Raw genomic sequence first — 14,597 nt, forward strand, 5'->3', positions numbered from 1 at the left:
CCCGTGACCCCCGCCGATCTCTCCGCGACCGTGCTGCACGCCGTGCGCCGCGCCGTGGACGAGCACGCTCTGCGCGCGCCCGTGCCCGCGCGCGTGCGAGTGGAGAGGACACGACCCGGCGGCCGCGGCGACTATGCCAGCGCCGTCGCACTCCAGCTGGCCGGGCCCGCCGCGCTGACCGCGCGGGAAGTGGCCGAGATCCTGCGGGAGCGGGTGGCCGGGGCGCCCGGCATCGGGCGGGTCGAGATCACCGGGCCCGGGTTCCTGAACTTCACGCTCGACGCCTCCGCCGACGCCGCCGCGCACCGCGCGCTGATGTCCCGGGTGCGCGAAGAGGGCCTGCGGTACGGGCACGGCGAAGCACTCGCCGGGGAGCTGCTGCAATTCAGCCACCCCCGCGAGGTCCGGGCCGCGGTCACCGCCCACGCGGTGGGCGGGCTCGCGCGGGCGCAGGGTGCGCGGGTGGCCGTCATCTGCGACGAGCCGCCCGACCCGGACTGGGCGCGGCTGGGCATCACGGCAGACGCCGGGGAGCCGCCCCACGCGCCCCGTACGGAGATACGGCCCGTCCCCGTCGGCGCCGGCGGCGGCGAGCTCCTCGACCGGCTCGGGCCCGACGCCGCCCGCTGGGGACTGCTGCGCCCCGCGGGCCACGACCACGCTCCCCTCGGCGACGACCTCCTCGTCCAGGGTGAGGACAACCCGCTCTTCCTGGTCCGGTACGCCCACGCCCGCGCCCACGCGCTGACCCGCGGCGCCGCGCTCCTCGGCTTCACGAGCGCACCCGGCGAATGCCTCGGCGACACCCCCGGCCAGGACCCCGGCGAATACCTCGGCAACACCCCTGGCCAGGCCCTCGGCGACCCCGCAAGCACCCCTGGCGAGGGTGCCGCCGGCACCCCCGGCGCCGAGGCACAGGCCCTCCTCGCCCTCCTCGCCGACCACCCCGCCGTGCTCGCCGCCGCCGCCCGCCACCGCGCCCCCGACCGGCTCGCCCGGCAGCTCGAAGCGGTCGCGCACGCCTTCCTCGACTTCCACGACGCCGCCTCACCCCTTCCCGTCGGGGACGAGAAACCCTCGGCCGCCCACCGCTCCCGGCTCGCCCTCGCCGAGGCCGCCGGGACGGTGCTGGCCGGCGGCCTGTCCCTGCTCGGTATCAGCGCACCCGAACACCTCTGAGAGACCCGAGAGAGCAGAGCAACACGATGAGCCGATCCGCACACCCCGCCGGGCCCCGTCACGCCGATGTCTTGTCGGACGGCCACTACACGGCCCCCGCCGAGGACCTCAACGTCCTCGACGAGAAGGTATGGGCCCGCACGGTCACCCGGGACGAGCACGGCGCCCTGACCGTCGGCGGGATCGAAGTGGCCCGGCTGGCCGAGGAGTTCGGCACCCCGGCCTACTTCCTCGACGAGTCCGACTTCCGGGCCCGCTGCCGCGCCTGGTCCGACGCGTTCGGCCCCGGCGCCGACGTCTTCTACGCCGGCAAGGCATTCCTCTCCCGCGCGATCGTGCGCTGGCTCCAGGAAGAGGGGCTCAACCTCGACGTCTGCTCCGGCGGCGAGCTGACCACCGCGCTGGACGCCGGGATGCCCGCCGAGCGCATCGCCTTCCACGGCAACAACAAGACCGTCGACGAGATCGAGCGGGCCGTCACCGCCGGTGTCGGCCGGATCGTGCTCGACTCCTTCCAGGAGATCGTCCGCGTCGCCCACATCGCGCAGCGGCTCGGCCGGCGCCAGCCCGTACAGATCCGGGTGACCGTCGGCGTCGAGGCGCACACCCACGAGTTCATCGCCACCGCGCACGAGGACCAGAAGTTCGGCATCGCGCTGGCCGACGGGCAGGCCGCCGAGGCCGTCCGGCGGGCACTCACCCTCGACGGGCTCGAGCTCATCGGCATCCACTCCCACATCGGCTCGCAGATCTTCGACATGGCCGGCTTCGAGGTCTCCGCCCGGCGCGTGGTGCAGCTGCTGGCCGAGGTGCGCGACGAGCACGGCATCGAACTGCCCGAGATCGACCTCGGCGGCGGCCTCGGCATCGCGTACACCTCCGAGGACGACCCGCGCGAACCGCACGAGATCGCCAAGGCGCTCGGCGACATCGTGACCCGAGAGTGCGAGGCCAACGGACTCGCCACCCCCCGGATCTCCGTCGAGCCCGGCCGCGCCATCGTCGGGCCCACGGCGTTCACGCTGTACGAGGTCGGCACCATCAAGCCCCTGGAGGGGCTGCGTACGTACGTCAGCGTCGACGGCGGCATGTCGGACAACATCCGCACCGCGCTGTACGACGCCGAGTACAGCGTCGCCCTCGTCTCGCGCACCTCGGACGCCGATCCGATGCTCGTCCGGGTCGTCGGCAAGCACTGCGAGAGCGGTGACATCGTGGTCAAGGACGCGTTCCTGCCGTCCGACCTGGCCCCCGGCGACCTGATCGCCGTGCCCGCCACCGGTGCGTACTGCCGATCCATGGCGAGCAACTACAACCACGCCCTGCGTCCGCCCGTCGTCGCCGTGCGCGACGGACAGGCGCGGGTCATCGTCCGGCGCGAGACGGAGGAAGATCTTCTGCGTCTCGACGTCGGCTGACGCTTTATTTCCCGGGGGACACCCCAGGAACCCGCTAAACATCTCAGGATCCGGACGGGTGGCGGAAACCCCCGTCCGGTGAGTGAGACTGGTTCACACATCAGATGTAAAGGAAACGAGGTCGGATGATGCGTACGCGTCCGCTGAAGGTGGCGCTGCTGGGCTGTGGAGTGGTCGGCTCAGAGGTGGCCCGCATCATGACGACGCACGCCGACGACCTCGCCGCGCGCATCGGCGCACCGGTGGAGCTCGCCGGCGTCGCCGTGCGCCGGCCCTCCAAGGTCCGCGAGGGCATCGACCCCGCGCTGATCACCACCGATGCGACCGCCCTGGTCAAACGGGGCGACATCGACGTAGTCATCGAGGTCATCGGGGGCATCGAGCCGGCCCGCACGCTCATCACCACCGCCTTCGAGCACGGCGCGAGCGTCGTCTCCGCCAACAAGGCACTGCTCGCCGAGGACGGCGCCGCCCTGCACGCCGCCGCCGAGCAGCACGGCCGGGACCTCTACTACGAGGCCGCCGTGGCCGGTGCCATCCCGCTCGTACGGCCGCTGCGCGAGTCCCTCGCCGGCGACAAGGTCAACCGGGTCCTCGGCATCGTCAACGGCACCACGAACTTCATCCTCGACAAGATGGACACGAGCGGCGCCGGATACTCCGAGGCGCTCGACGAGGCCACCGCCCTCGGATACGCCGAGGCGGACCCGACCGCCGACGTCGAAGGCTTCGACGCCGCCGCCAAGGCCGCGATCCTCGCCGGAATCGCCTTCCACACCCGGGTGAAGATCGGCGACGTGCACCGCGAGGGCATCACCGAGGTCACCGCCGCGGACATCGCCTCCGCCCGCCGCATGGGCTGCACCGTCAAGCTCCTCGCCATCTGCGAGCGGGCCGCCGACGGGCAGTCGGTCACGGCCCGTGTGCACCCCGCGATGATCCCGCTCAGCCACCCGCTGGCCTCCGTCCGTGAGGCGTACAACGCGGTGTTCGTCGAGGCGGAGGCCGCCGGGCAGCTGATGTTCTACGGCCCCGGCGCCGGTGGCGCGCCGACCGCCTCCGCGGTCCTCGGCGACCTCGTCGCGGTCTGCCGCAACAAGCTCAACGAGGCCCCCGGGCCCGGAGAGTCCGCGTACACGCGTCTGCCGGTGAGCCCCATGGGCGACGTCGTCACGCGGTACCACATCAGCCTCGACGTGGCCGATAAGCCGGGCGTACTCGCCCAGGTGGCGACGGTCTTCGCCGAACAGGGCGTATCGATCGATACGGTCCGCCAGCAGAGCCGAAATTCGAGCAGCGGCGACGAAGCCGGCATCGAACAGGGCGGGGGCGAGGCCTCTCTCGTCGTCGTCACCCACCGCGCGCCCGACGCAGCCCTCTCCGGGACCGTCGAAGCGCTGCGCAAGCTCGACACCGTGCGCGGTGTCGCCAGCATCATGCGTGTTGAAGGGGAGTAAGGACCCATGACCACCAAGGGCACCCACCAGTGGCGCGGCATCATCGAGGAGTACCGGGACCGCCTTCCGGTCACGAGCACGACGCCCGTCGTCACGCTCCGTGAGGGCGGCACGCCGCTCGTTCCCGCTCAGGTCCTCTCCGAGCGCACGGGCTGCGAGGTGTACCTCAAGGTCGAGGGCGCCAACCCCACCGGGTCCTTCAAGGACCGCGGCATGACCATGGCCATCACCCGGGCCAAGGAGGAGGGCGCGCAGGCAGTCATCTGCGCCTCCACCGGCAACACCTCCGCCTCCGCCGCCGCGTACGCGGTGCGGGCCGGCATGGTGTGCGCCGTCCTCGTACCGCAGGGCAAGATCGCGCTCGGCAAGATGGGCCAGGCGCTCGTGCACGGCGCCAAGATCCTTCAGGTCGACGGCAACTTCGACGACTGCCTGACGCTGGCCCGCTCGCTCTCGGACAACTACCCGGTGGCGTTGGTCAATTCGGTCAACCCGGTCCGCATCGAGGGCCAGAAGACCGCGGCGTTCGAGATCGTCGACGCGCTCGGCGACGCCCCGGACATCCACGTCCTCCCGGTCGGTAACGCGGGCAACATCACCGCGTACTGGAAGGGGTACACGGAGTACGCCAAGGACGCGATGGCCGCACACACCCCGCGGATGTGGGGCTTCCAGGCCTCCGGTTCCGCGCCCATCGTGCGCGGCGAGATCGTCAAGGACCCGTCGACCATCGCGACCGCCATCCGGATCGGCAACCCGGCCTCCTGGCAGTACGCGCTCGCCGCGCGGGACGAGTCGGGCGGCTTCATCGACGAGGTGACGGACCGCCAGATCCTTTCGGCCTACCGTCTGTTGGCCTCGCAGGAGGGCGTCTTCGTGGAGCCGGCCTCGGCCGCCTCCGTCGCCGGTCTCCTCAAGGCCGCCGAAGAGGGCAAGGTCGACCCCGGCCAGAAGATCGTCTGCACGGTCACCGGCAACGGCCTCAAGGACCCGGACTGGGCCGTCGCCGGCGCCCCCCAGCCGGTCACCGTCCCGGTCGACGCGGCCACCGCCGCCGAGAAGCTGGGTCTCGCGTAGCCGTACCCGCCACAGCGCGGCCGCACCCCCGGACCGGACGACGGGCCCCGGGTGCGGCCGCGCAACGGTCCGGGGCGACGGTGCATGACAGACGGACGGTCCGGGGCTGCGGCTCGTGCCAACGGGTTGGCGGTAATGGTCCGGGCGACGCCTCATGACCATGGTCCCAGGCGACGGTTCGTCAGAGAGACGGCTCAAACGCCCCTTTTCGGGGCAGCGAGCGCATCGAAGGCAGGCGACACGCATCGTGCGCCTCCTGTGCGCCCTATGTCGCGACAGAACCTTCCTTCGATAAGCTGTACCCAACCCGCCCCGCCGCGCATGCCGGGGTGCTCGGGCCGTTGCGGCCGTCGGTTCATTCCCGGGGTCAGGCCACACCCGCTGCCGCATTCGCCCCGAAGAATCCCCACACACCCGCAGACCCCCGGAAATCCCCAAGCCCAGAAGAACCCGAAGAGCCGCACCACAGAGCAGAACCGAAGAGCCGCGAAGAGCCCCGAAATGCCGCGCAGCTCCTCGAATTCCCCGCCGCCTCACAAGGAGAGTCGTCAGAGCGATGGCCGGTCCCGCCTTCCGAGCCGCCGCCGTCCGGGTGCGCGTCCCCGCAACCAGCGCCAACCTCGGCCCGGGCTTCGACGCCCTCGGCCTGTCGCTGGGCCTGTACGACGACGTGGTCGTCCGGGTCGCCGACTCCGGGCTGCACATCGACATCGCCGGCGAGGGCGCGGACACGCTGCCCCGCGACGAGAAGCACCTGCTCGTACGGTCCATGCGCACGGCCTTCGACCTGCTCGGCGGACAGCCGCGCGGGCTGGAGATCGTCTGCGCCAACCGCATTCCCCACGGCCGCGGCCTCGGCTCCTCCTCCGCCGCCATCTGCGCCGGTATCGTCGCCGCCCGAGCCGTGACCACCGGTGGTGACGCCCGGCTCGACGACGCGGCCCTGCTGGAGCTCGCCACCGACATCGAGGGCCACCCGGACAACGTCGCGGCGTGCCTGCTGGGCGGCTTCACGCTGGCCTGGATGGACGGCGGATCGGCCCGCGCCATCAGGATGGATCCCGCAGATTCCATCGTTCCGGTGGTTTTCGTTCCCGGCAAGCCGGTGCTCACCGAGACCGCCCGCGGACTGCTGCCGCGGACCGTCCCGCATGTCGACGCCGCCTTCAACGCCGGCCGCGCCGCGCTGCTCGTCGAGGCCCTGACCAGGCGCCCCGAGCTGCTGCTCACGGCGACCGAGGACCGGCTCCACCAGGAGTACCGCGCACCGGCGATGCCGCAGAGCGTGGAACTCGTGAACCGGCTGCGCGCCGACGGCGTGCCCGCGGTGATCTCCGGTGCCGGGCCGACCGTGCTGGCGCTGGCCGAGGACGGTGCGGCCGACAAGGTCGCACGGCTGGCGGGTGAGGGATGGGCGGCCAATCGGCTCACTCTCGACGCCCGGGGCGCGAGCGTGCTGCCGCTCGCCCCGTAGCCGAGAAGTGATTGCCGGTGAGTGAGAGGGGGAATGTTTGTTGGAGCCGGTAGTGTTAACCTCAAGTCTGCAATCGACGTCTATGTGGCGCGTTGCTTCGTGTCCCTTTCCGGGACCACCTTTCTTCCGGGAGCCTCCCCAACTGCCTGAGCAGCCTGCCTGAGCAGTTTCGAGCACGCTCCGGAACCGGCACGACACCCCTCGCTTGTCCAGGAGTGGGCCGAGCAGGGGGATGCTCGCGCCGGGCCCCATGCACACGTTCATCTCTCCGCCGTACCTATCCGGCGGACCACCGCCCCGGCACGGTCCGCACCGAAGACCGCAGTCGGACAGCACAACCGGTCGCCGAGCCAGAAGGCCGACGTCCGCTCCAGGGAAGGACCCTTCGTGAGCGACACCACCGATCTGATGGGCGTGACTGCCGACAAGAACGTCGACAGCGCCGCGCCTGCCGAAGGTGCTGCCACTGGCACCACCGCACGGCGCCGCCGCTCCGGCACCGGCCTTGACGGCATGGTCCTGGCCGAGCTGCAGCAGGTCGCGTCCGGCCTCGGTATCAAGGGCACTGCGCGGATGCGCAAGAGCCAGCTGATCGAGGTCATCAAGGAGACCCAGGCCGGCGGCTCCTCCGCGTCCAAGGCCAAGGCCGCCGCGGCCCCCGCCGAAGAGGCGGAGACCAAGCCGAAGCGCCGGGCCACCTCCAAGGCGCGCACCGGCGCCGGGGCCGAGGCCCCTGCCGCCGCGCCCGCCGAGAAGGCCACGGCCCAGCAGCAGATCGACATCCCCGGCCAGCCGGCCAGCGACGACCAGCCCACGGGCGAGCGTCGTCGGCGCCGTGCGACCGCGCAGGCGGGCAGCCCGGACAGCAAGCCGGACACCAAGGCGCAGGCCAAGGACCGCACGCAGGACGAGCCGAAGCACGAGGCTCCTGCCGAGGACCGTTCCGAGTCCAAGGCCGAAGCCGCCGCGGACAACGCCGAGGGCCGTCGCGGCGACCGCCAGGACCGCGGCCAGCGCGGTGAGCGGGGCGAACGCGGCGAGCGCCGTGAGCGTCAGCGCGACCGTCGCGGCAAGGGCGACGAGCAGGGCGGTGGCCAGGGCGGCCAGCGTCAGCGCCAGGGCGGCCAAGGCGGCCAGGGCGGTCAGGGCGGCGGCCAGGGCGGCCAGGGACAGAGCCAGGGCCAGCAGGGCGGCGGACCGCAGGACGACTTCGACGACGAGGGCGGCCGTCGCGGCCGCCGGGGCCGCTACCGCGACCGCCGCGGCCGTCGTGGCCGCGACGACTTCGCGAGCGACGCACCGCCGGTCACCGACGACGACGTCCTGATCCCCGTCGCGGGCATCCTGGACATCCTCGACAACTACGCGTTCATCCGGACCTCCGGCTACCTGCCGGGCCCGAACGACGTGTACGTCTCGCTCGCCCAGGTCCGCAAGAACGGTCTGCGCAAGGGTGACCACGTCACCGGTGCCGTGCGCCAGCCCAAGGACGGCGAGCGCCGCGAGAAGTTCAACGCGCTGGTCCGCCTCGACTCGGTCAACGGCATGGCGCCCGAAACCGGCCGCGGCCGCCCGGAGTTCCAGAAGCTGACGCCGCTCTACCCGCAGGACCGGCTCCGCCTGGAGACCGACTCCAACGTCCTGACGACGCGGATCATCGACCTGGTCGCCCCCATCGGCAAGGGCCAGCGAGGCCTGATCGTGGCCCCGCCGAAGACCGGTAAGACCATGATCCTCCAGGCGATCGCCAACGCGATCACGGTCAACAGCCCCGAGTGCCACCTGATGGTCGTCCTGGTCGACGAGCGTCCGGAAGAGGTCACCGACATGCAGCGGTCGGTGAAGGGCGAGGTCATCTCCTCGACCTTCGACCGTCCCGCCGAGGACCACACGACCGTCGCCGAGCTGGCCATCGAGCGCGCCAAGCGTCTCGTCGAGCTTGGTCACGACGTCGTCGTCCTGCTGGACTCGATCACCCGTCTGGGACGCGCGTACAACCTCGCCGCCCCGGCCTCCGGCCGCATCCTGTCCGGTGGTGTCGACTCGACCGCGCTCTACCCGCCGAAGCGCTTCTTCGGTGCGGCGCGCAACATCGAGGACGGCGGCTCGCTGACCATCCTGGCCACCGCGCTCGTCGAGACCGGCTCGCGCATGGACGAGGTGATCTTCGAGGAGTTCAAGGGCACCGGCAACATGGAGCTCAAGCTCGACCGCAAGCTCTCCGACAAGCGCATCTTCCCCGCGGTGGACGTCGACGCGTCCAGTACCCGTAAGGAAGAAATCCTGCTCGGCAGCGACGAGTTGGCGATCACCTGGAAGCTGCGCCGGGTGCTCCACGCACTGGACCAGCAGCAGGCGATCGAGCTCCTCCTGGACAGGATGAAGAAGACCCAGTCCAACGCGGAGTTCCTGCTCCAGATCCAGAAGACGACGCCGGCCCCGGGCAACAACGACTAGTTCGCAGAGCCCGTCCGGCAGCAGTACACAGGGCCGCCCCCGGCACTTCGGTGCCGGGGGCGGCCCTGTGCCGTCGTCGCGGCCCCGTGCCGTCGCCCGGCCACTCTGTGCCCGCCGCCGCCCCGAGACCTTCGCCACACGGCCGGTGGGCCGCGCAACGATGACCAGTTGCCTGCAACAGGCAAGAAACCGCAGGTGAGCGTCGGGTCACCGGCTGTTCCCGCACCCCGTGGACCGGCCCCGGCCTTACCGGGAGCCCACAGGGCGCTGTGCAACCCTTCTTGTCGCCGCCGCGTCGTAACCAAGAGCGACAACACGGGCGAAGCCAAGGGCGACAAAGCGGCATACGGACCCGCACGCCACTGCAGGGGGTAGCCGGGAGCAGCCCGAGGACACGAGGAGACGGATGAGCGAGCAGAGCGGGAGCACGAGCCGAATACGGGCCACCGGCAAGCGCCGGCGGAAGGCGTCCCGCCGCCGCAGGGTGACCGTCATAGCCGCGTGGAGCCTGGCCGGCCTCGTCGTCGTCGGCGGATCGGGGCTCGGGTACGCCTACTTCCACCTCAACGGCAATCTCAAGGCCGTCGACATCAACAACGCCCTCGGCAAGGACCGCCCCGACAACGTCGACAACGGCTCCGAGGACATCCTCGTGCTCGGCTCCGACTCCCGTTCCGGCGCGAACGCGGAGTACGGCGAGGACCAGGGCGGAGCCCGTTCGGACACCGCGATGGTCGTGCACGTCAACAAGGGCCACAAGACGGCGAGCGTCGTCTCCATCCCGCGCGACACCCTCGTCACCCGGCCCGAGTGCACGGGCGACGCGAGCGGACAGCCCGTCGCGGGGCAGGAGCGCGCGATGTTCAACACGGCGTACGAGGTCGGCGGGCCGGCCTGCGCGGTCAAGACCGTCGAATCGATGTCCGGGATCCGCATGGACCACTACATCGAGGTCGACTTCACCGGCTTCAAGAAGCTCGTCGACAAGCTCGGCGGCGTCGAGATCACCACCAAGCAGGCGATCAACGACTCCAAGAGCCACCTGAACCTCGAACCCGGCACCCACACCCTGAACGGCGAGCAGTCACTCGGCCTCGTCCGCACCCGCAAGAGCGTCGGCGACGGCAGCGACCTCGGCCGCATCCAGCTCCAGCAGGCCTTCATCAAGGCGCTGATGGAACAGGCCAAGAGCGTGGGCATCCTCGACGGCACCAAGCTGTACGGCATCGCGGACACCGCGACCAAGGCCATCACCACCGACTCCGACCTCGGCTCGGTCACCGAACTCGCGAGCTTCGCGAGCGGCCTCAAGGGGCTCGGCGCGGACGACGTCCACATGGTGACCCTGCCCGTCGAGTACGACCCGGCCGACCCGAACCGCGTCGTACCGCTCGAGGAAGCCGGGAAGCAGGTGTGGGCCGCGCTCCGCAACGATCAGCCGATCCCCGCCTCCGCCACCGAGGAGTCGGCGGGCGACAAGGGCGACGCCGGGCAGATCGTGCAGTGACGCCGGGCGGATCACGCGGGGAGCCGGTCGGATCCCGCGGTATCGGCCTCCCCCGGGAATAGCGGGCGGCCGACCCCCGTTTTGGGAGATACGGCCAGTCCTGGCAGACTGGTACGTCGGCCCCGGTTCACGGACGCGCAATCCGCGCGTACGACCCGGCGCCCTCCCGAACCTAGGAGAAACCCTTGAAGCGCGACATTCACCCCCAGTACGTCGAGACGCAGGTCAGCTGCACCTGTGGCGCGTCGTTCACCACCCGGTCCACCCTGGACAACGGCGCCATCCGTGCCGACGTCTGCTCCGAGTGCCACCCGTTCTACACGGGCAAGCAGAAGATCCTCGACACCGGTGGCCGCGTGGCCCGCTTCGAGGCCCGCTTCGGCAAGGCCGCCGGCTCCGCCAGCAAGTAGCGAGCCGACTGCGCCGGTCCTTGGCGCCCTCTTCCCGGGGGCGCCGAGGCCGGCGTTTTTTTCCGGCCGGGACACGGCATTCCCGTATCCCGCCCGGCAGGCATCCGCCGGCCGGCAGGCACGATGAGCGAAGAAACCAGGAGCCCGAAGATGTTCGAGGCGGTCGAGGAACTGATCGGCGAACAGTCCGATCTCGAGACGAAGCTCGCGGACCCGTCGGTCCACGCGGACCAGGCCAACGCGCGCAAGCTCAACAAGCGCTACGCCGAGCTGACTCCGATCGTCGCCACGTACCGCTCCTGGAAGCAGACCGGCGACGACATCGAGACCGCCCGCGAGTTCGCCGCCGACGACCCCGACTTCGCCGCCGAGGTCAAGGAACTGGAGAAGGCGCGCGAGGAGCTCACCGAGAAGCTCCGCCTGCTGCTCGTACCCCGTGACCCCAGTGACGACAAGGACGTGCTCCTGGAGATCAAGGCGGGTGCGGGCGGCGACGAGTCCGCCCTGTTCGCCGGCGATCTGCTGCGCATGTACCTGCGGTACGCCGAGCGCGTCGGCTGGAAGACCGAGATCATCGACTCGACCGAGTCCGAGCTCGGCGGCTACAAGGACGTCCAGGTCGCCGTGAAGACCAAGGGCGGCAACGGGGCCACCGAGCCCGGCCAGGGCGTCTGGGCCCGGATGAAGTACGAGGGCGGCGTGCACCGTGTGCAGCGCGTGCCCTCCACCGAGTCCCAGGGCCGCATCCACACCTCCGCCGCCGGTGTGCTCGTCACGCCCGAGGCCGAGGAGGTCGACGTCGAGATCCACGCCAACGATCTCCGTATCGACGTGTACCGCTCCTCCGGCCCCGGCGGCCAGTCCGTCAACACCACCGACTCCGCGGTCCGCATCACGCACCTGCCCACCGGCGTCGTCGCCTCCTGCCAGAACGAGAAGAGCCAGCTCCAGAACAAGGAGCAGGCCATGCGTATCCTGCGGTCGAGGCTTCTCGCCGCGGCCCAGGAAGCCGCCGAGCAGGAAGCGTCCGACGTACGCCGCAGCCAGGTGCGAACGGTCGACCGGTCCGAGAAGATCCGCACGTACAACTTCCCGGAAAACCGGATCTCGGACCACCGCGTCGGCTTCAAGGCGTACAACTTGGACCAGGTGCTCGACGGGGAACTGGACGCAGTCATCCAGGCCTGTGTCGACGCCGACTCCGCAGCCAAGCTCGCCGCCGCGTAAGTCCTGTCCCGCCGCCCGCCCCGCTCGTGAACCCGTACGGAGAACCGCGATGAACCTGCTGCTCGCCGAGGTGGCCCAGGCCACCCAGCGGCTGGCCGACGCCGGTGTCCCTTCACCGCGATTCGACGCGGAGGAACTCGCCGCGTTCGTACACGGCGTCAAGCGGGGCGAGCTGCACAACGTGCCGGACACCGACTTCGACGCCCGCTACTGGGAGACCATCGCCCGGCGCGAGGCCCGCGAACCGCTCCAGCACATCACCGGCCGCGCCTTCTTCCGCTACCTGGAACTCCAGGTGGGACCCGGAGTCTTCGTGCCCCGCCCGGAGACCGAATCGGTCGTCGGCTGGGCGATAGACGCGGTTCGCGCGATGGACGTCGTCGAGCCGCTGATCGTCGACCTCTGTACGGGATCGGGCGCCATCGCCCTCGCCATGGCCCAGGAGGTGCCGCGCTCGCGCGTGCACGCCGTGGAGCTGTCCGAGGACGCCCTCAAATGGACCAGGAAGAACGCCGAGGAGTCCAGGGTCACCGTGCACCGCGGCGACGCCCTGACGGCCCTTCCCGAGCTCGACGGCCAGGTCGACCTGGTCATCTCCAACCCGCCGTACATCCCGCTCACCGAATGGGAGTACGTGGCCCCCGAGGCCCGCGACCACGACCCCGAGATGGCCCTCTTCTCGGGCGAGGACGGCCTCGACACCATCCGCGGCATCGAGCGCACCGCCCACCGCCTGCTGCGCCCCGGTGGCCTCGTCGTCATCGAGCACGCCGACACCCAGGGCGGCCAGGTGCCGTGGATCTTCACCGAGGAGCGTGGCTGGGCCGACGCGGCCGACCACCCCGACCTGAACAGGCGTCCCCGGTTCGCCACGGCCCGCAAGGCCATGCCGTGACCGGCGGCCACCACCCGTTCCAGCCCTACCCGTACCCGTACATGCTTGAGGAGGCCGGCTGATGGCACGGCGATACGACTGCAACGACGCAACGGACCGTACGACGGGTCTGCGCGAGGCCGCGTCCGCCGTCCGCCGCGGCGAACTGGTCGTGCTGCCCACCGACACCGTGTACGGGATCGGTGCGGACGCCTTCAGTTCCGAGGGCGTCGTCGACCTCCTGGCGGCCAAGGGCCGCGGCCGCAACATGCCGACCCCCGTCCTCATCGGCTCGCCGAACACCCTGCACGGCCTGGTGACCGACTTCTCGGAGCAGGCCTGGGAACTGGTGGACGCCTTCTGGCCGGGCGCACTCACGCTCGTCGCCAAGCACCAGCCGTCGCTCCAGTGGGACCTCGGTGACACCCGCGGCACCGTCGCCATCCGGATGCCGCTGCACCCGGTCGCCATCGAGCTGCTCACGGAGGTCGGCCCGATGGCCGTCTCCAGCGCCAACCTCACCGGACACCCGTCGCCCGAGGACTGCGACGCCGCCCAGGAGATGCTCGGCGACTCCGTGTCCGTTTACCTGGACGGCGGCCCGACCCCGGGCATCGTTCCGTCCTCGATCGTCGACGTCACCGGCAAGGTGCCGGTCCTGCTGCGCGCCGGTGCGCTCTCCGCGGAGGAGCTGCGCAAGGTGGTACCCGACCTTGAGGTGGCCAATTGACCGCCCCTGAGGGGCGTGGCATAGCGGGTCAGACCGATACCTTCCGCATCCTCCACGTCAGCACCGGCAACGTCTGCCGCTCACCGATCACCGAGCGGCTGACGCGGCATGCCCTCGTGGACCGCCTGGGCGACCCGCTCCTGGGCGGGCTGATCGTGGAGAGCGCGGGCACCTGGGGGCACGAGGGCGCCCCGATGGAGGCCAACGCCGAGGTGGTCCTCGCCGACTTCGGCGCCGACGCCACCGGATTCGTCGGCCGCGAACTGCTCGACGAGCACGTGATCCGCGCCGACCTGGTGCTCACCGCCACCCGCGACCACCGGGCCCAGGTGATCTCGATGGGTCACTCGGCCGGACTGCGCACCTTCACGCTCAAGGAATTCACCCGGCTGGTCCGGGCGATAGACCCCGCCACGCTGCCCGACGCGAGCGACGAGGGCGTCGTCGAGCGCGCCCGCGCCCTGGTCCGCGCGGCCGCCGCGCTGCGCGGCTGGCTGCTGGCCCCGACCGTCGAGGCCGATGAGGTCTACGACCCGTACGGCGCCCCCATCACGTTCTTCCGGTCCATCGGGGACGAGATCAACCAGGCGCTGGACCCGGTCGTCACCGCGCTGACGGGCGTGTCGGCGCCGCGCTGAACGGACAGCGCCCGAGGGCCGTCCGGGCCCGCTGACGGCCGTACGGCGAGTGCCGGACTCCCTGGGTCCGGACGGGTGCACCACGGCCCGTGACAGCGCGCCGCAGACCCACCACGGGCCTACATTGGAGCTGACGCCCCCTCCCCAGG

At 71.1% G+C, this 14,597-nt stretch carries 12 protein-coding genes; all 12 read left to right on the plus strand.

Going from position 1 to position 14,597, the window contains the following annotated elements; genetic code table 11:
• Positions 1-3 precede the first annotated feature (3 nt).
• A complete protein-coding gene (gene nrtL, locus ABT025_RS07015) occupies positions 4-1,179 on the plus strand; it encodes an ArgS-related anticodon-binding protein NrtL (protein ID WP_350990719.1) in 1,176 nt (391 codons plus the stop codon).
• 26 nt (positions 1,180-1,205) lie between these two features.
• The gene (gene lysA, locus ABT025_RS07020) at positions 1,206-2,597 is read left to right on the plus strand and encodes a diaminopimelate decarboxylase (RefSeq protein WP_350990721.1); all 1,392 of its coding nucleotides are present in this window, start codon (positions 1,206-1,208) and stop codon (positions 2,595-2,597) included.
• A 125-nt stretch (positions 2,598-2,722) separates the two neighbouring features.
• The gene (locus ABT025_RS07025; RefSeq protein ID WP_350990723.1) at positions 2,723-4,054 is read left to right on the plus strand and encodes a homoserine dehydrogenase; all 1,332 of its coding nucleotides are present in this window, start codon (positions 2,723-2,725) and stop codon (positions 4,052-4,054) included.
• Positions 4,055-4,060: 6 nt separating this feature from the next.
• On the plus strand, positions 4,061-5,131 hold the full coding sequence (gene thrC / locus ABT025_RS07030; RefSeq protein WP_350990725.1) for a threonine synthase: 1,071 nt from the start codon (positions 4,061-4,063) through the stop codon (positions 5,129-5,131).
• A gap of 556 nt (positions 5,132-5,687) precedes the next feature.
• Complete coding sequence (gene thrB, locus ABT025_RS07035; RefSeq protein ID WP_350990727.1) at positions 5,688-6,605, plus strand: homoserine kinase; 918 nt, start codon at positions 5,688-5,690, stop codon at positions 6,603-6,605.
• Positions 6,606-6,992: 387 nt separating this feature from the next.
• Positions 6,993-9,062: a transcription termination factor Rho gene (rho, locus tag ABT025_RS07040; RefSeq protein WP_350990729.1), complete on the plus strand. Its 2,070-nt coding sequence runs from the start codon at positions 6,993-6,995 to the stop codon at positions 9,060-9,062.
• 406 nt (positions 9,063-9,468) lie between these two features.
• Positions 9,469-10,569: an LCP family protein gene (locus ABT025_RS07045; RefSeq protein ID WP_350990731.1), complete on the plus strand. Its 1,101-nt coding sequence runs from the start codon at positions 9,469-9,471 to the stop codon at positions 10,567-10,569.
• A 185-nt stretch (positions 10,570-10,754) separates the two neighbouring features.
• Positions 10,755-10,979 (plus strand): 50S ribosomal protein L31, encoded by a 225-nt coding sequence (rpmE, locus tag ABT025_RS07050; RefSeq protein ID WP_326657941.1) that lies wholly within the window; start codon positions 10,755-10,757, stop codon positions 10,977-10,979.
• Between the two features lie 150 nt (positions 10,980-11,129).
• Positions 11,130-12,206, plus strand: a complete 1,077-nt coding sequence (prfA, locus tag ABT025_RS07055) for a peptide chain release factor 1 (protein WP_350990859.1) — start codon at positions 11,130-11,132, stop codon at positions 12,204-12,206.
• 49 nt (positions 12,207-12,255) lie between these two features.
• Positions 12,256-13,101, plus strand: coding sequence for a peptide chain release factor N(5)-glutamine methyltransferase (gene prmC, locus ABT025_RS07060; RefSeq protein WP_326738782.1), 846 nt, complete (start codon positions 12,256-12,258; stop codon positions 13,099-13,101).
• Positions 13,102-13,162: 61 nt separating this feature from the next.
• The gene (locus ABT025_RS07065; protein ID WP_266782896.1) at positions 13,163-13,810 is read left to right on the plus strand and encodes an L-threonylcarbamoyladenylate synthase; all 648 of its coding nucleotides are present in this window, start codon (positions 13,163-13,165) and stop codon (positions 13,808-13,810) included.
• The gene (locus ABT025_RS07070) at positions 13,807-14,448 is read left to right on the plus strand and encodes an arsenate reductase/protein-tyrosine-phosphatase family protein (protein ID WP_350990735.1); all 642 of its coding nucleotides are present in this window, start codon (positions 13,807-13,809) and stop codon (positions 14,446-14,448) included. Before ABT025_RS07065 ends, ABT025_RS07070 begins: the two co-directional genes overlap by 4 nt.
• Positions 14,449-14,597: the final 149 nt, after the last annotated feature.

The organism is Streptomyces sp. NPDC002809 (assembly GCF_040295435.1).
Lineage (GTDB): Bacteria > Actinomycetota > Actinomycetes > Streptomycetales > Streptomycetaceae > Streptomyces.

Bases quoted from the DNA above. Each gene is read 5' to 3' on its own strand.
- thrB (WP_350990727.1), top strand. From the start codon at position 5,688: ATGGCCGGTCCCGCCTTCCGAGCCGCCGCCGTCCGGGTGCGCGTCCCC.
- prmC (WP_326738782.1), top strand. From the start codon at position 12,256: ATGAACCTGCTGCTCGCCGAGGTGGCCCAGGCCACCCAGCGGCTGGCC.
- lysA (WP_350990721.1), top strand. From the start codon at position 1,206: ATGAGCCGATCCGCACACCCCGCCGGGCCCCGTCACGCCGATGTCTTG.
- ABT025_RS07045 (WP_350990731.1), top strand. From the start codon at position 9,469: ATGAGCGAGCAGAGCGGGAGCACGAGCCGAATACGGGCCACCGGCAAG.
- prfA (WP_350990859.1), top strand. From the start codon at position 11,130: ATGTTCGAGGCGGTCGAGGAACTGATCGGCGAACAGTCCGATCTCGAG.
- ABT025_RS07065 (WP_266782896.1), top strand. From the start codon at position 13,163: ATGGCACGGCGATACGACTGCAACGACGCAACGGACCGTACGACGGGT.
- thrC (WP_350990725.1), top strand. From the start codon at position 4,061: ATGACCACCAAGGGCACCCACCAGTGGCGCGGCATCATCGAGGAGTAC.
- ABT025_RS07025 (WP_350990723.1), top strand. From the start codon at position 2,723: ATGATGCGTACGCGTCCGCTGAAGGTGGCGCTGCTGGGCTGTGGAGTG.